The organism is Acinetobacter sp. DL27 (assembly GCF_055810995.1).
Genome location: NZ_CM147947.1, coordinates 762,651 through 780,123 on the forward strand (window position 1 = coordinate 762,651; position 17,473 = coordinate 780,123).

General features: G+C 39.4%; 10 protein-coding genes. 6 read left to right on the forward strand and 4 right to left on the reverse strand.

Annotated elements, in window-relative coordinates; translation table 11 throughout:
- The first annotated feature begins 146 nt into the window (after positions 1–146).
- Positions 147–620: a peptidoglycan-binding protein LysM gene (gene lysM / locus AC0KVP_RS03700; protein ID WP_473339069.1), complete on the forward strand. Its 474-nt coding sequence runs from the start codon at positions 147–149 to the stop codon at positions 618–620.
- A 66-nt stretch (positions 621–686) separates the two neighbouring features.
- On the opposite strand, the gene AC0KVP_RS03705 is transcribed toward lysM, so the two are convergent.
- The 3 genes from AC0KVP_RS03705 to atzF are packed head-to-tail and all read right to left on the reverse strand — an operon-like array spanning position 687 to position 6,847.
- Positions 687–1,391, reverse strand: a complete 705-nt coding sequence (locus tag AC0KVP_RS03705) for a GntR family transcriptional regulator (protein WP_473339071.1) — start codon at positions 1,389–1,391, stop codon at positions 687–689.
- 3 nt (positions 1,392–1,394) lie between these two features.
- Positions 1,395–4,997, reverse strand: coding sequence for an urea carboxylase (gene uca / locus AC0KVP_RS03710; protein WP_473339074.1), 3,603 nt, complete (start codon positions 4,995–4,997; stop codon positions 1,395–1,397).
- 20 nt (positions 4,998–5,017) lie between these two features.
- A complete protein-coding gene (atzF, locus tag AC0KVP_RS03715) occupies positions 5,018–6,847 on the reverse strand; it encodes an allophanate hydrolase (RefSeq protein WP_473339078.1) in 1,830 nt (609 codons plus the stop codon).
- A gap of 1,081 nt (positions 6,848–7,928) precedes the next feature.
- On the opposite strand from atzF, the gene AC0KVP_RS03720 reads away from it, so the two are divergent.
- The 5 genes from AC0KVP_RS03720 to AC0KVP_RS03740 all read left to right on the forward strand — a co-directional run bounded on the left by AC0KVP_RS03720 (position 7,929) and on the right by AC0KVP_RS03740 (position 15,934).
- The gene (locus tag AC0KVP_RS03720; RefSeq protein ID WP_473339082.1) at positions 7,929–11,003 is read left to right on the forward strand and encodes a type VI secretion system Vgr family protein; all 3,075 of its coding nucleotides are present in this window, start codon (positions 7,929–7,931) and stop codon (positions 11,001–11,003) included.
- Positions 11,003–12,583, forward strand: coding sequence for a hypothetical protein (locus AC0KVP_RS03725; RefSeq protein ID WP_473339085.1), 1,581 nt, complete (start codon positions 11,003–11,005; stop codon positions 12,581–12,583). Before AC0KVP_RS03720 ends, AC0KVP_RS03725 begins: the two co-directional genes overlap by 1 nt.
- A 4-nt stretch (positions 12,584–12,587) precedes the next feature.
- Complete coding sequence (locus AC0KVP_RS03730) at positions 12,588–13,595, forward strand: PoNe immunity protein domain-containing protein (RefSeq protein ID WP_473339089.1); 1,008 nt, start codon at positions 12,588–12,590, stop codon at positions 13,593–13,595.
- A 152-nt stretch (positions 13,596–13,747) separates the two neighbouring features.
- Positions 13,748–14,599, forward strand: a complete 852-nt coding sequence (locus AC0KVP_RS03735; protein WP_473340408.1) for a PoNe immunity protein domain-containing protein — start codon at positions 13,748–13,750, stop codon at positions 14,597–14,599.
- A 411-nt stretch (positions 14,600–15,010) separates the two neighbouring features.
- Complete coding sequence (locus tag AC0KVP_RS03740; RefSeq protein ID WP_317312861.1) at positions 15,011–15,934, forward strand: hypothetical protein; 924 nt, start codon at positions 15,011–15,013, stop codon at positions 15,932–15,934.
- 363 nt (positions 15,935–16,297) lie between these two features.
- On the opposite strand, the gene AC0KVP_RS03745 is transcribed toward AC0KVP_RS03740, so the two are convergent.
- Positions 16,298–17,230 carry an IS5 family transposase gene (locus tag AC0KVP_RS03745; RefSeq protein WP_473336427.1) on the reverse strand — a complete coding sequence of 311 codons (933 nt, stop codon included), beginning with the start codon at positions 17,228–17,230 and terminating at the stop codon, positions 16,298–16,300.
- Positions 17,231–17,473 lie beyond the last annotated feature (243 nt).

Here is a 17,473-nt window from a genome sequence, read left to right on the forward strand (position 1 = left end):
TGCTATTTACTTGGGTAACTTACAAAGCTTTACCTTAAGAGGACTATTCGCTACCAAATCTGTTGTCTTTTTTGGGTATAAAAAAGGGTGTCTCATTTTTGAGCATTCAATATAACAACACTGATATAACAAGATGGAGCATACACATGGGTCTTTTTGATTTTGTTAAAGGCATTGGTAAGAAAAACACAGCAGCCGCCGAGCCTCAAGCCGCACCAACCACACCAGCAGAGCCATCGGCTCAAGAAATTGCCAACAAGTTATTGGGTCATATCAAAGCATTGGGCTTATCTGTGACGGGACTTTCAGTCAGCTATAACTCCACCACGGATTTGGCGACCGTGAAAGGGCAAGTTCAGACTCAAGCCGACAAAGAAAAGATTGTTTTAGCCGTCGGTAATATTGACCATGTGGCACAAGTCGATGATCAACTCACTGTGGCGAGCCCTGAACCTGAAAGTAAGTTCTACACAGTTAAATCGGGCGATAATCTATCAAAAATTTCCAAAGAATTTTATGGCGATGTCAACCAATACAATAAAATTTTTGAGGCCAACCGTCCGCTATTGAAAGATGCAGATGATATTTTCCCAGGCCAAGTGCTGCGTATTCCTGCTTAAATTAAAAGGCTAAAAAAGGCGCATGAAGCGCCTTTTTTATTTGAGAGTGGAATGTTGATTGAGTGCTTAGCGACTTGCTTTCACAACAGCATGCTGATTAAGCATACCTAAGGTAATTTTTTTTACCTCATCTCGACTTTGTTGAATGTGAGCGCTGATCTTTTCAACGGCAAGCTCCGTCTGTTGCTGTGCTATATAATTCAAAATGGCTTGATGCTCCGCATAGGTGGCTTCAATCCGATCTGTTTTTGAAAAATCGAGGCGACGAATAATGCGAATTTTTTCACTGACTTCTTGGTGAATTTTGATCATTTCTTGATTGCCAATCGCGCGAACCAACGCGCAGTGAAAATCTTCATCAATTTTCGCCATGGCTTTTAAACTTGACAGATACTGCTCAGGTGCAACCATCCAAATTTTGTGTAGGTGTTTCATTTCCTTCGAGGGCTGAGATGCACTGCTGCATAACTTTCGAATTGCATACTGCTCAATCATGATGCGTAGCTCATACAGCTCATCGTAGTATTGCAAGTTCAACGGACGGACAGTCCAGCCACTACGAAATGCTACCTCTACATAGCCTTCTTGTTGCAGTCGATAGAGTGCCTGCCGTGCAGGCGTACGACTGACCTGATAGTTCAAGGCGATTTCAGATTCGGTAAAACGTTCACCCGGCATCAGCTTGAAATCAAAGATATCGTTTTTAATTTGCTGGTAAACCAGTTCAGACAAATTGTCTGAACTTGAACCCGCACGCGTCATATTGGGCATGTGTTATTCCATATAAACCAAAGGCTCACCGCTATGCACAGTTTGTCCAGCTCGACAAATAATGGCTTTAACCACACCATCGTCGGCTGCGAACACTGGTAATTCCATTTTCATGGCTTCAATGATAGCAATGGTTTCACCTTTTTTCACAATCTGACCTTGTTCCACTAATATTTTCCAAATATTACCGGTCATCGAAGCATGTAGTGCTGCATAGGCGCTGTAGTCAGTCTCATCAGGTACTTCTGTAATCAGATGCTCTTGATGATCAGCGCTTTCTTTCCATAAGCCCACTTCAGCACTAAAAGCGTGTTGTTGCTGTGCTCTAAACTCGGCAATGCTGTCTTTTTCATCTTCAAGCAGTTGTAAATACGCGGCATAGTCAAATTCAGTGTCTTCAATTTGAATTTGTGCTTGACCATTTTCAAAGTCGGCACGCCATTGCTCTAACTCTGACTCAGATACGGGGAAGTATTTGATTTGATCAAAGAAGTTTAGAAACCATTGTTTGTCGCCAAACTGTTTGTTCTTTTTAAACTTATTCCAGATGGGTAGGGTGCGCCCGACCAGTTGGTATCCTCCCGGAGAGTCCATACCGTAGATACACATATACATGCCGCCAATGCCTACAGTACCTTCAGCGGTAAAAGTACGTGCAGGGTTGTATTTCGAGCTTAATAGGCGGTGGCGTGGGTCAATCGGTACTGCACAGGGCGCAGTGAGATAAACATCACCAAGGCCTAAAATCAGATAATGGGCATTGAAAATAATTTCTTTGACTTGCTCATGGCTTTCTAAACCATTGATACGTTGAATAAAATCGACATTGTTCGGTAGCCAAGGTGCTTTGGCACAGACACTTTCTTGATAGCGTTCAACAGCACCTAAAGTTGCACTGTCTTCAAATGCCATTGGGAGATGAATGATCCGTGACGGAATCTTGATTTGGCTTAAATCTCCCATTTGTTGTTCAAGCTTGAGTAGAAATTCGATCAATTGATACTGTGGAAGTGTGAGTCCATCGTATTTGATTTGCAGCGAGCGTACACCGGGGGACAGTTCCAATATGCCTTGAATATTAGCCGCGCGGATCAGCTGCATCAGTTGGTGAACGCGCAAGCGTAGCGCCAAGTCTAAAACGTTGTCACCGTACTCCAGTAAGATATAACTGTCACCCGCTTGGCGGTATACCGTGCGTGGAGACATGTCAGTTGCCTCTAAGCTGGCAAGAATTGCGGATGTTGGAATATCACTGCTTGGCGGCTCAGAATGGAGTACTGCATCGGTAAAGTTTTCGATTCGTTCAATTTGTTGTTGTTCTAAGGCATTGGCTTGTTCAATAGTTAAAGGATAAAATCTGATTTTATCATCGGCTTTAAGCTGACCCACTTTCCAAAGTTCAGCTTTGGCAATGGTTACAGGGCAAACAAAGCCCCCCAGACTCGGCCCATCTTTGGCTAAAATGACAGGGAAGTCGCCTGTGAAGTTAATCGCACCAATGGCATATTCACAGTCATGGACATTGGATGGGTGAAGTCCTGCCTCACCGCCATTTTCACGTGCCCAGCTTGGTGTTGGCCCTGATAGACGAATGCCTAAACGGTTGGAGTTAAAGTGTACGCTCCATTGGGAGGCAAAAAACTCTTCAATATATTCGGGTTTAAAGAAGTCAGGTGCACCATGTGGTCCATACAGCACCCCAATTTTCCACTCTTTGCCGTAGCTTGGAATGAGTGCAGGAGATAGAGCTTCTGGTTCTTGCGTTGCTAAAGGTGTATCGCTATTTGGATGGATTGTGTTGACGAGTTTGATCATGTCACCTGCACGAAGCACGCGTCCTGCATGCCCGCCAAAGTTACCTAAAGCAAAAGTCGAACGACTGCCCAAATATAGGGGGACATCAAGTCCATGGCGAACGGCTAAATAGCTACGGCAACCAGACTCGACCTGTCCTAAGCTGAGAACCTGACCTGCATGTACATGAATGGGTTGCCAAAAGGTCACGGGCTTATCATCCAGTTGCGCAGGGCATGGCGCACCTGTCAGTGCAATCACACTGTCTTGGTGGAACTTGAGGCTTGGGCCTTGTAGGGTAAACTCGAAGCCTGCTGCGCTAGCATCATTCCCTACAATTTGATTGGCCAATTGAAAAGCATAGTCATCCATAGGACCCGATGGTGGTACACCGATATCCCAATAGCCAACACGTCCCGGAAAGTCCTGAATTGAGCTTTGCGTACCAGCTTGTAGAACTTCAATCACATTCGGCACGTAGTCAAAGTCGTCCAGCAGGCGTGTCCAGATTTGCATCTGTGCAAAGCGTTCATCGGAAATGACGTTATGTGCATAGTCTAAATTGGTGCTGATGCCATTTAAACGAGTTTGAGAGAGTACATTTTTTAGTTGCTCAATGGCTTGTGCACGGGTGTCCGCATGTACGATGATTTTGGCAATCATCGGGTCAAAATATTGCGAAATTTCTGTTCCTGTTGAGACCCAAGTATCGATGCGGCAGTCTTCTGGAAATGAAACCTCAGTCAGTACACCCGGGCTGGGTTGGAAGTTTTTAACTGGATCTTCTGCATAAATACGCACTTCAATCGCCGCACCTTGCGGTTGGATGTTGCTAAGTGCCGTCCAATCCAGTGCATCGCCCGCAGCAACTTTAAGCATGCATTCAATCAGGTCTAAACCCGTCACCATCTCAGTGACAGGATGTTCCACTTGTAGTCGGGTATTGACCTCAAGGAAGTAAAATTCATCACGTGCAGCATCATAAATAAATTCGACCGTACCTGCGCTGCGGTAATTGACCGATTTGCCTAGTTCAACTGCTGCTTGGTGTAGTTTTTGACGTGTGGCTTCGGGGAGATGAGCCGCTGGGGTCTCTTCCACTACCTTTTGGTTACGACGTTGCAATGAACAGTCGCGTTCACCCAATGCAACCACTTGACCTTGGCCATCACCAAAAATCTGAACTTCGACATGACGCGCACGGTCAATAAAACGTTCTAAAAATACGCCCGAATCTTTAAAAAATTGTGCGCCTAAACGTTTGACGCTTTCATAAGCTTCGACTAAGGCTTGTTCATTATCACAGCGGGTAAGACCAATACCACCACCGCCTGCGGTACTTTTCAGCATGATAGGGTAACCAATCTTAGCTGCAGCTGAAATTGCCTCATCTAAGCTTTCAAGTAACCCTGTCCCTGGTGTCATAGGAACCTGTGCAGCCGCCGCAAGTTCACGTGCACGGTGTTTTAAACCAAACTCTAAAATTTGTGTCGCGGTTGGCCCCATAAAGGCAATATTATTTTTCTCACAAGCCTCTGCAAATTCAGCGCTTTCTGATAAAAAGCCATAGCCGGGGAAAATAGCTTCAGCCCCCGTTTTTTGTGCGGCTTGAATCAATTTTTCAATGTTTAAATAAGTGTCGGATGGTTTTAAGCCGTCTAAAGCAATGGCAATGTCCGCGTCTTTGACATGTTGTGCGTAACGGTCACTGTCTGAATATACCGCTACACTGGTCATCCCCAGTTTTTTTAAAGTGCGAATTGCACGTACGGCAATTTCGCCACGGTTTGCAATCAATACAGTTTTAAACATTTTAAAATTCCTAAATTTGACTAAGCTTGTTCTACTTTTGAATTGTTACGGTGCTGGATATAGGCGCGCCAACCGCCAAAGTGGCTAATGTTTTCAGCATCGTTTAAGCCATAAGGTTCACAAATGAAACCTTTCACCCATCGACCGTCTGCCAGTTCGACATTGCCCATGCCCAGTGGTGTCTGAATCTCTGCGACAAATTCTCCAAAGCGAGCGGTCGGTACATCCCACAGTTCAACAATGATCTGCTGACCGTGTTCATCGACTCGGGCTAGACCGGGTTTAGGTGGGATCGTGCCATTTAGTGCAAATAGGGCATAGTGCTCAGCGGTATGCGTGGTTTCCATAAGCACGGCATCACGTGTGAGCAATTGGAAGTTCAACGGCATTCCAGTCAAGTGTGCTCCAACCACCGCAACACGGATATGATGTGGAGAGACTGAGTTCTGTAGCCTTGGAATGGGTGCATAGCGGTCTAAAGCCCCCAGCTTTAAGTTCAAATGCGTCTGCCAAATTTTTCCGAATTCAATCAGAGCTTGGTCATACCATGCAGGTGCAATTAGGCTGATGCCGAAAGGTAAACCGTCGGTGCGGAAACCCGCGGGCAGGGTGAGGGCACTTAAATCGGCGAGGTTGGTAAAATTGGTATAAGTTCCAAACTCAGAGTTCAGACTAATCGGTGACTGTTCCATTTCCGCAAGAGTATGAATGGTTGGGGAGGTGGGAACAATCAATGCATCAAATTGGGCCAAAGTGTCTTGAATTTTTCGGCTTAAGTCCTGCTTTAAGTACTCTGCGTTATAGGCATCGACTGCACTAAAATCATGACCTTTTTGAATGATTGCACGTACTGTCGGATCGAAAACATCGGGTTGCTGTGCCAACAACTCGGCAACCGCTGCGGTACGTTCTGCCACCCATGAGCCTTGATAAAGTTGGGCTGCTAACTGTTCAAACGCTAAAAAATCAATTTCAGTAATTTCAGCCCCTAGAACTTTTAACTGTTCTACCGCCAGTTGGAAGGCATACTTAGCTTGGTCATCACCAAAGAATTCCAGTTTTTGGGGAATAGCAAAATGTGGTTTAGCCGAGAGTTTCGCAGGTGCAGTCTTTGGATGCTGGCGTGAATAGCTATCTAGCGCATCGTAGTGTTCTACCATTTGGGCAATGGTGTCGGCGTCTGTTACCGTTAATGCGAAAATCGAAATACAGTCCAAGCTTTTACAAGCTGGTAATAAACCACGATTTGAAAAACGGCCTTTAGTCGGTTTTAGCCCAATAATATTGTTAAATGCAGCAGGAACACGGCCAGAGCCTGCAGTATCTGTTCCGAGTGCAAAGGGCACCAAGCCACGAGCAACAACACTGGCTGAACCAGAGCTAGAGCCACCACTGACATAGTCAGCATTAAACGTGTTACTGACTGCACCAAAGGGAGAGCGTGTCCCGACAAGCCCCGTTGCGAATTGGTCTAAATTGGTTTTTCCTACAACAATTGCCCCTGCATTTTTAAGCAGGCGAATGGTTTCTGCATCTTGTGTAGCAACAGTTGTCAGGGCTTTGCATGCGGCCGTGGTGACAAAACCAGCAACGTCGATGTTATCTTTCACTGCAAACGGAATACCGTATAAAGGTAATTCTTTGCTGAGGTCTGTAGCTTGCTCTGCTTTTTGCTTTAAGGCTTCAATTTGTTGGGAAAGTATTTCTGTCGTAGCAATTGAAATCCATGCATGATCAGGTTGGGGTAGTTGCGCTACATAGTCGATTAAATCTTCAAGATGAATATCTTGGTTGAGATAAGCAGTTTGCCATTCTTGAAGTGTCCAGCCAATGCATTTGTTCTGACTCATTTTTTGCATTCCAACTTGTATACATGATGGAATACAAAAATGCAGAATCTATGCCAATCTAATCAATTTTATTTATCTTTAGTTATAATTTTTATAAATCAATTGGTTGAGAGTAAAGCTTTGGATTAATTGAGTGAGTCTAAGTGTTTTTAGAGTTGCACCAAAACAAGCGCATAGGGGAGCTAATGGTGCTTTTTATGATCAAGCTTTGGGTCGTTTGACATTAAACTATTTAAAAATAGGGTTTAAATCATATTCGTTTTTTATGTGAATTAAAGCCAAAAGAATTGAGGTTAAAACATATTCTAAAATAGGATGATTCAAAGAAACTATACACACTCAGTTTTTAATTTTTATGTATAACTGAATGTATTTGAACTATACCAAATCTGAAAAGTTGCAAGCTTCATTTAATTCGTGACTAATACAACCGTTGGAATGTGCAGAGATAATCAATAAATCACGCGTATAACTTATAATAAACTATTATTTTTATAATTTTGCATTCAGATTTTCTCATCTTTCCTGTGTAATTAATTCTATGCCATATATTGATATACATAAGCAGGCTGGATCTCAATTCAAACATCTGACGTGAATTGCTGGGTCTTTTTTTCGAATAATAATTGATGTACTTAACTTGTATTTATCCTGCATAAGGTGATGATCTAAACTGTCTGTCGATAGCAGATCAATTGCTACTATGTATAAGCTATTGGCAGTAGGCTATGTATCTATGGGGGAGTGGCCTATATTATCCTGATAAGCAACAGCTTCAAGAATTGCGGGTTATGTAGAAGATTGTAATTGTTAGCGGGCTAAATGAAGTTCGAGTAAATTGCAAACCAGTTTGAAGAAAATAAAATTTTAATACTTCTCTGGGGGATAAAGGAATGAATGGGGTTAAGCTGAATATGACTGGGATAATATCAAAACTATAAAAATAGAAACTTACAGATGGATCGGTCATTTATTGAAAAAAGGCTCTGAAACTTAAAAAATTTATTAAAGTTACAAAAAATTAAAGATTTTTTTTGAGACTTTTGTACAATCAGCCACAACTTAAAATTTAATAATAACGATGCCCAATAATATTTATGCTGCAATAGAGCAACTTGGACTTAGTGCACAAAAACGTGCCATTCATATTCAGTTCAGCAATACTTCGCTTAACGAACAAGTATTCCTTCAGCGCATAGATGGAACGCATGAACTGAATGCAGGTATAGAGTTACAGCTCCTTTGCTTATCTACCTCCGCTCATATTCCGTTAAAGCAATTTATTGGTAGTCAGGTGGCTGTCGATATTGTCACTGAAAAATCAGAACTCAATCGTATTTCAGGCATCATCACCAAGGCTGATGTAGGGGCAAGCGATGGCGCTTTAACCATATACCGTTTAACCGTGGAAGACCCGACAGCCTTATGGAAGCATCGACGTAATTCTAGAGTTTTCATGGCGAAGTCTGTTGTTGATGTGGTTCAAACTATTTTTGCCGAGTGGCAGCAACGTAGTCCCTTATTTGCTTCGAGTCTGACTTTGGATAAAAGTGGTTTAAGCAAAGAATATGATGTGCGCCCATTCATTATGCAAGCGAATGAGTTGGACAGTGAATTTATTCAAAGGCTGCTCTCTTCAGAGGGGATTAACTGGCTTATTGATGAGTCTCAGCTCAAAGTGTCCAGTTCAAGTGAACCCATTCAGCCGCAAAAACTTAGACTGATTGATGACAACGCCCAATATCAAAGTTTAGAGCGTCAGAATATTCGCTTCCATCGTAGCAGTGCTGTAGAAAGCAGTGATTCGATTACAAATTTGGTCGGGCAGCGTTCTATACAACCAACATCTGTGCATATTCAACGTTGGCAATCGAATACTTTAGAAATTGAAGAAGGTGCGGGTTCAGTTCAAAGCAAACATAGCCATAGTGATAATCAAGACAACGCCAGCCTAGGTTTAGAGCAGGCATGGCATTTCTCACCTGCATGGATACAAGACCTTAAAGGTGAAGATGGAACGACCAAATCAGGCAATAGTCAGATTGAAAAGTTTAATCAAAATCTTGGTCATTATTACGACTTACAAGCCAAACAATTTATGGCTACCTCGACCGTACGAGATGCACAAGTGGGTTACTGGTTCGAACTCAATGAGCACCCTGAAATTGATCAGCATAGTGGTTCAGACAGAGAATTCTTAATCACATCCAAAAAATTCTATAATCAGAATAATTTGCCTAAAGATTTGACCGATCAAATCACAGCTTTGCTGAAACAAACCAATTGGAAACAGGCTGAAATTACGACAAATAATAAAGACGAACGCCAAGCCAATCACCTCGTCTTACAACGACGTAATATCAGCATTGTTCCAGAATACAATCCGCTGCGACAACGCCCTATTGCATCACCACAACGCGCGAAAGTGGTTGGACCAAGTGGTGAAGAAATTCATGTGGATGAATGGGGGCGTATTAAAGTCCGTTTCCTGTTCACGCGTAGTGAAGACAATACTCACGATGGCGGTGCAGGTTCAAATGACAATGATACAGATTCTGCTTGGGTTGATGTGCTCACACCTTGGGCTGGTGAAGGTTATGGTGCACGCTTCTTACCGCGTATTGGTGAAATCGTGGTTATCGACTTCTTTGATGGCAATATCGACAGGCCATTTGTCGTGGGGCGCATCCATGAAGCACAACGTCATCCAAGCAAATTTGACAATACAGGTAAACTGCCTGATACCAAAAAACTGGCAGGGATCCGATCAAAAGAAGTTCAAGGCGAGGGCTTTGGGCAACTACGCTTTGATGACACGACGGGTCAGATCAGTACCCAGCTACAAAGCAGTCATGGTGCGACACAACTGAATTTAGGGAATCTGAGTCATCCTAAAGAAACGGATACGAGTGAAGGGCGCGGTGAGGGTTTTGAACTGCGTACTGACCAATGGGGAGCACTCAGAGCTAAACAGGGTTTATTACTTTCTACCTATCGACAAGATTCAGCAAATGGTCATCATCTTGATACTTCTGAAACGAAATCACAATTTGAATCTAGTCTAAATAATTCAAAAGCTTTAAGTGAAGTTGCTAAAAATCAACAAACCGATCCATTAGAAATACTGGATAATCTAAAAGAGTTTATTGAACAAATTGAACAAGAAAGTGAGGCGAAGGCAAAAGCATTTAAACAAGCTTTAATGCTATTGACCTCCCCCCATTCGATTGCTCTTACTACAAATGAAGATGTTCACCTTTCAGCAGATGGTCAAATTGGTCACAGTGCAGGGGACAGTATTAATTTTAGTACCCAAAAGAATTTACTTGCACATGCACAAAGTAAAATCAGTTTGTTTGCCGCACAGGACGGTGCGAAATTCTATGCAGGTCAAGGCAAAGTTGAAATACAGGCTCAAGCAGATGGGGCTGATTTGATAGCACGTAAAGGTGTACAGATCATTTCAACTGAAGATGCCATTTACATTACCAGCCCTAAAGAAATTAAATTAATCGCTGATGGTTCTGAACTTAAGATTAATAGTTCCGGAGTTTTTGCAACAACTAGTGGAAAGTTTGAGGTTAAGGCGGGGCAGCATTTGTTTATGGGTGGGGGAGAGGTTTCAGCTCAATTACCTTATTTACCTGTTATTGGGAAAAATACGGGTTCCATTGAACTTAATTATGTTTATGAAGACTTATCACCTGTTAAACAAGCCACGTATGAGTTGTTATTTGATGATGGTACAAGTCAGAAAGGACAATTAGATGCAAACGGTTATGCGAAAATAGAAAATATTGAACTTGGAAAAAAAGCAAAAGTTTTATATGGGGAAGATATAAGAGTTGAGCCTGATCATTTCATAAAACTTTTAGAAAATCCTATTATTAATCAGAAAATAAGAACAGATGAAGATGCTAATTCTGCCAGAGATTCGTTTAAATCAGTCTATCAATCATATCTAACCGATAACTTCTTTGATGATGAAATTGAAGAAATACAAAATGGTGGAGATATTGTTCATGATTATTATGATGACTATATGTTAGACAATGAAATTAATCCTGAAACAAAATCATACACTGATACTCATTTAAAAAACTTAACTGACGATGAAGCGGAAACAGAACGTAATTTTCAAGAAGGTGATATTTAATGGCTAATTTACCTTCTGTTCCTGCAAATGCAACTAAACCTGTTAATCCTCATGTCTCTCAACAACAACTTAAAAAAGCTGATGATGATGTTGGCAAATGGTTTATGGGCTTACTTGATGGCAGTGGGACAGGTCCAAGTCAGATTATTGTGACTGCTGTTTTAGGTTGTGTCCCTGTAGTAGGTCAATTATTTGACCTAAGGGATTTGATAAGAGGCATTATTTTAGTTTCAGCAAATCCTGCAAATGTTATGGGGTGGGTGGATTTAGTCATTACGCTGATAGGATGTATCCCAGGTTTTGGTGATGCATTTAAAGCTGGGTTTAAGTTGGCTAAAAATGGGGCAAATGCAGAACGTGTCTTTGATGCAATGCGTAAATATGCCAAGATCGATCCCAAAAAAGCACTCAAAGAAATAAATTGGAATAAGTTAAAAAATGAGTGTATTTCTTTACTCAATAAAATGATTGATGAGATTGTTGATGTACTTGATTCTTGGTTAGCTAAACAGGTTATAGGTCGCCCAAAGGTCAATGAAGTAATCAAAATGTTTACTCAGGTAAAAAAAGATGCGCCTAAGTATATGAACGCTGCATTTGCTGAAATTCAAAAAACTGTCAATCAAATGCTAAATATGCATCCACCTTTGCCATCAACTGCTGTTGGTAAAGCTAGCCAACAAGTTCCTGCAAGACCTGTCTTGCCTAGAGGCGGTGGAAAAGGGGCAACACCTCCTCCTGCTCAGCGGCCTTCAAATCCTCAACGAGGTGGTGCGCAACAACAAGTTAAAAATAATGCGCCTACTGCTCAAAGTTCAGCAGCTGCAAAAGCAAAAAAAAGCCATGAAATACGTCAAGCAAAGAAAAAGCGTTGGTCTACTGGCGTGCCAGCCGAACATATCGTTGATTATTATTCGAAAGAAAAGCGTAAATCTTTACGTAAGGTCAATGATAATGGACGTTTGATTGAGGAGTATGAGCGTTTAAAGCGTAATGCGGCTGGTGATCGGATACGTAAGCAAGATATTAACCAAACGGGTATAGATCATTTATGGTTTGGTAACCATAAAGGGCGTAAATATTTAGTAGGTGAAACGAAGGGAAGTATTTTTGGTCATTTTTCATTTTTGGCTGGCATGGCACAATCCGATGCTAAGGCTATTGAAGGAAATCGTTCTGAGATTGGAAATATTTTTAATGAAAAAACTGAATATAATGAAAATTCTGGCTTAGGAAAGAGATCAACCAGTGCTGAGACTTCAATTAAAAATGAAAGTACTTTGGAAGGGAGTAAAGGTAAAGCGGGTCTAGGCGGAACTAAGACGAAAGGTCGTCAGATGAGTCATAAATGGATTTATAGTTCAATTAAAGTCGATACATCAATTCCTCAAATACATAGAACTGTTATTCAGGACTCATATGAAGATGCTACCTTAATGGGACAAACACCAACAATTTATAATCGTGAAGTATTTATGGTAACAGGAAAGCAATATGAACAACATGATCGTTCAAAAGGCAAATTACATAACATTCAATTCCCATTAATTACGTTATTAGATCAAACTTTCATTGAGTAGGTTTATGGATATTTTAAAATTAGATGATTGGAATAATTTTCATAGAGAAAATTATCAAAGTTTTAAAGATTATAAGTCAAGAGTAGATGCTATTTTTAGAAAGATTCCTATAGGGGTGAAAACATTAAGCAACCCAGAGAACATATCTAGTAATCGTTTGACTGGATTATCTATGGCATCAAATACTTTGGCTAAACTATCCTTGGAAAGTTTATTAATTAGCTATACAGCAGGATTGCCTGTTAAAAATCTTGCATCATTTTTTCCAACTATAGTCGAATATTGGAATATACATGCGAAGCACCATATCAATTTTCATAAAAGTAGTGAATGTGATGGTCATTTAGTACCGCATTTAGAGTTAATTACAGATGAATATTGGGAAGCGCTACAATTAGTTTGTTTTTCCATACTATTTGGCCAACCTGAGCATTTGCCTACAATTATGGATATTTTGGCTTATGAAAATGATGAACAAGATGCATTGTTAGATAAGTTAGTTTCTCCTTGGTTACCAGACCGAGATATTTCGAATATTTATTTAAGACAGTTGCCTTATCGCAAACTGGATAAAATATTTGCAGCCAAAGAAGAAGACCGACCTAAGTTGATGTCACAGTATTTGGATGAATGGTATGGTGCTAGCAAACGCGAGCCATATCATGACCGACATAAGAGTAGTTTTTTCCCAGGCTATTGGTCACTTGAAGCTGCGGCAGTTACAGTAATATTAAGAATAGATGACAGTAGCTATCGAGGTAAATCCTATTATCCAAAAGACTTGGTTGATTATGCTCGAAGCCAATATACGCCTTTAGATCAACAAGGTAATGCTGAGGATGGTGACAAGCGTTTACGTTGTTTTGCAGGTGAAATATGCCCTCAATCAGGTGAATGGTATAGCCCAGCAAATAACATGGAGAAACGTCATTTTAACCAAGGTGATGTGATGCCCGAGATTCCAAATAATGCTTGGGGTGAAACGATTTGGTATTTGGATTTAAGTCATTGATATGAATTAAAAGAAACTGGTAAGGTTCCTTTTTTATAACAAATATTTTCTGGTAGTTGATAAATAAGCTGATTGAGTCTAGATATAAATCATTTGGTTTAGAACAACTAATTATCTTAGGCTGGATACATATTGATGGAATAACTTTGATGATCGGATTACTTAATGAAAGTGATTGGAAAATACAAAAAAGAGAACTCTACCAAAAATATAAAGATTATGAATATTTTATAAATCAAGCTTTAGAGTCCGTCCAAACAATTGGAGAGAGACTAAATGACAAAGAACTGTTAAAAGATAAACCTAAAGGTGCCATTTATCTATCATCTAATCATTTTTTTGAAGCTTCTTTGGAACTTATATTCTTTAGTTATTCGGCAGGTATTTCTATAAAGGTATTATCTGAATACTTTCCAAATGTTCTTTATGCTCTTAAACAAGCAGAATTTTTTCATTTAAATTTTCACAAAAGTGGTGAATCTGATGGACATCTAGTCCCACATTTAGAATTGGTTACAGGTGACTATTGGGAAGCACTACAATTAGTTTGTTTTTCGATACTGTTTGCCCAACCTGAACATTTGCCAACGATCATGGATATTTTGGCTTATGAGAATAATGAACAAGATGCCCTGTTAGATAAGTTAGTTTCTCCTTGGTTACCAGACCGAGATATTTCTAATATTTATTTAAGACAACTACCTTATCGAAAACTAGATAAAGTATTTGCAGCCAAAGAAGAAGACCGACCTAAGTTGATGTCACAGTATTTGGATGAATGGTATGGAGCGAGTAAACGAGAACCTTATCATGATCGGCATAAGAGTAGTCAATTTCCAGGCTATTGGTCACTTGAAGCAGCAGCGGTTACCGTTATATTGAGAATAGATGATAGTAGTTATCGAGATAAACCTTATTATCCCAAAGACTTGGTTGATTATGCTCGAAGCCAATATACGCCTTTAGATCAACAAGGTAATACTATGATCAAAGAATTAGGATAATTTGTTTTTAATGAAAAAAAGGCTGCAAATAGCAGCCTTTTCTATGACGACCGTCAAACGACACATAGCTTGTCATTAGCATGATAATCAAATCAATATCTTAGTTCTTCTTATGAACCATAATGACATCATACAGCGACTCAACCGATGTCATTAGGAGTTTAAGACGACTCAACCAGTGTCATTTTTCAATAAAAGATTTTTTAGACTCAGGATCTGTAACAAGGTCTTTCCTAAAAGAGTCATTATGTTAAATAGAAGTATTCATTTTAATTAAATTCGTTGATATCAAATTCGATTTTAGAATTAGTAATAATTTTATAAAATTGAATACTAAATAATAAATCTATTGAGCAATTACAATAAGATATTAATTATCATATAAAATTTAATAAAGGAAACTTTTAACTAATGATCAAAGATATTCCGACAAGCGAAGAGTTTGATATTGCAGCAAAAGCTCAGTTCGATTTTGCATGGGACATAGTAATTTCATTTTTATTAATGATTAATGATGCTAGTCGGTATTCAGAAATAGACGAGAATGACAAAGAAGCTTTTTGGGAAACTGCACGTCAAAGAATTCTTACATCACTTATAATTGCTCAACAAGGAGTTGAATTAGCAATAAAAGGGAAGCTCGTTGAAATTAGCCCATATTTGCTTATTTCTGGAAATTATTCAGATTGGCCTAAAGATAATGATGGTAGGGGAGTGAGCTTCTCAGAATTTAGAGCTATTGATGCTCAAGATTTAATCAAGGTTTATAATACGGTTAATGCTACGAAATTTGATGATAAATTTTCTGAATTGTTTGATAGGCTTAGAAAGCAAAGAAATAAAGCAATGCATACTGTTAGTAGAGACTTGAATGTGTCAGCTCAAGAAGTCATTTTGATTCTGCTTGAGGTACATGAATATCTTTATCATGATGAAAGTTGGGTTGAAACACGTTCTGATTTTCTTGGGAATTCACCAGAAACTCACTTATATTTCGATACAGACCATGTATCTGGTTTAGTTGCTAAAGAATTTTTAACTGTATTCAATTTTTTAACCCCCTCTCAGATAACTCGATTTTTTAAAATTGATAAGAAACAACGTTTATATTATTGCCCACAATGTAAATATGAAGGTGATAAATATGAAGGAATTGAACCTATATATGCAGTTTTAAGACCTAATAAACCTGATTCAGATAATTTATTCTGTTTCGTTTGTAATGATGTACATTTAGTTGATAGAGATGATTGTTTAACAGAAGGATGCCCTGGGAACGTAATTAGCTGTGAGTATGCGATATGTTGTACATGTGGGGAAGATCAATCATCTTAAATTAAATATTGAGAGAAAATCACCTCAAAAATACTTTCCAATTTGGGAGTACTACTAAACTTAACATGATACAAGTTATGCGAAATATTTTTTAATTTATATTTAAATTCAATAGCTTGAATTAAGTTTTATAGCCCGAGTATCTTTGCTCGGGTTTTTTAGGATTTTTATGTTTCATACCTAATATTTAATCAATGTTTTACAACTTCAATTTCATAACTAAGTTAATATAACGATAGCAAATAATAATTATCATTTTATGGGGTAAAAGTGAGTCAAAAATTAATTCAAATTGGCTTTGATATTCATAGGGCTTTGTTGCACAAAGATTTAAAAATTAAGATTTCCCATATCTACTCAAATTTAAGTGGCAACTTGGGTGTGAGGTCGGCCTAACTCTGTGAATTTATTTAATACTGCTACACGTGCATGCATCTCATTGACTTGGCTTTGAAAGTTTCTCGAACTGAGTTTATCCCCCAATAATTTGATGCAATGCATCTTAGTTTCGACCAAACTTCGCCGATGATAGCCTGACCATTTTTTCCATAGTGTCCTGCCTAAACGTTTAACTGTTCGAAGTAATTCATTTCGCTCTAGCGAGCTGATCTTTGTATCTTTCCAAGGTTTCGCATTTTTTCTTGGCGGAATCACCGCATGCGCTTGCCGATCTGCAATGACCTGACGGCATTGCTTGGTGTCATAAGCTCCATCGGTATAAACAGAGTCAATCTGATCATCTTGTGGAATCTGATCGAGTAAATCACCAAGCACTTGTGAATCACTCACATTATTTGTAGTGAGTTGAATAGCGCGTATTTGAAGGGTTTCAGCATCTATACCAATATGAAGTTTACGCCATTGGCGACGATATTCAGGTTGGTGTTTCTTACGCTTCCATTCACCTTCGCCTAGAAACTTTAAGCCAGTAGAATCGACGAGTAGCTGGAGACCATTACTGCTTTTTTGATAGTTAATTGCAATATCAATATGCTTTTGTCTTCTGCAGATGGTGGAATAGTCTGGTGCTGTCCAATCTAATCTACAAAGATGAATGAGACTTTGCACAAAGCCAGTGACCATGCGTAAAGACAATCGAAATAGGGATTTGATCATCAGACAGCATTGGATGGCTGTATCTGAATAAGTTTGATTTCGACCATGTTTACCTTTGGGTTGAGCGTACCATTGAGTCTTGGGATCGAACCAAATTGAGAGATTTCCTCGATTTATTAATGCACTGTTATAAGAAGACCAATTGGTTGTACGATAGATTTTAGGTGTGGGCTTATTCATTTGCGAATTATATTGCCGAATAAGACTTTATCGGTAGGTTTGTGCAACAAAGCCGTTAAGTTCCAACAAAAAATACATCTAGCTGTTATATGCATATCTTTATTTAGATAAAATTTTAATTTATATGTGTGTGTTAAATATATTTAAAGATTTTTTTTGATTTATGGTTTTTTTAGAATTAATTTAATAGGTTTTTTTAGTTATTTTTTTTGATGTAAGTTAATGATATAAGTGGTGATGCAA

What these genes read in the sequence shown, in the direction of transcription:
- lysM (WP_473339069.1), top strand. Translation starts at nt 147, where the DNA reads ATGGGTCTTTTTGATTTTGTTAAAGGCATTGGTAAGAAAAACACAGCA.
- AC0KVP_RS03705 (WP_473339071.1), bottom strand. Translation starts at nt 1,391, where the DNA reads ATGCCCAATATGACGCGTGCGGGTTCAAGTTCAGACAATTTGTCTGAA.
- uca (WP_473339074.1), bottom strand. Translation starts at nt 4,997, where the DNA reads ATGTTTAAAACTGTATTGATTGCAAACCGTGGCGAAATTGCCGTACGT.
- atzF (WP_473339078.1), bottom strand. Translation starts at nt 6,847, where the DNA reads ATGAGTCAGAACAAATGCATTGGCTGGACACTTCAAGAATGGCAAACT.
- AC0KVP_RS03720 (WP_473339082.1), top strand. Translation starts at nt 7,929, where the DNA reads ATGCCCAATAATATTTATGCTGCAATAGAGCAACTTGGACTTAGTGCA.
- AC0KVP_RS03725 (WP_473339085.1), top strand. Translation starts at nt 11,003, where the DNA reads ATGGCTAATTTACCTTCTGTTCCTGCAAATGCAACTAAACCTGTTAAT.
- AC0KVP_RS03730 (WP_473339089.1), top strand. Translation starts at nt 12,588, where the DNA reads ATGGATATTTTAAAATTAGATGATTGGAATAATTTTCATAGAGAAAAT.
- AC0KVP_RS03740 (WP_317312861.1), top strand. Translation starts at nt 15,011, where the DNA reads ATGATCAAAGATATTCCGACAAGCGAAGAGTTTGATATTGCAGCAAAA.
- AC0KVP_RS03745 (WP_473336427.1), bottom strand. Translation starts at nt 17,230, where the DNA reads ATGAATAAGCCCACACCTAAAATCTATCGTACAACCAATTGGTCTTCT.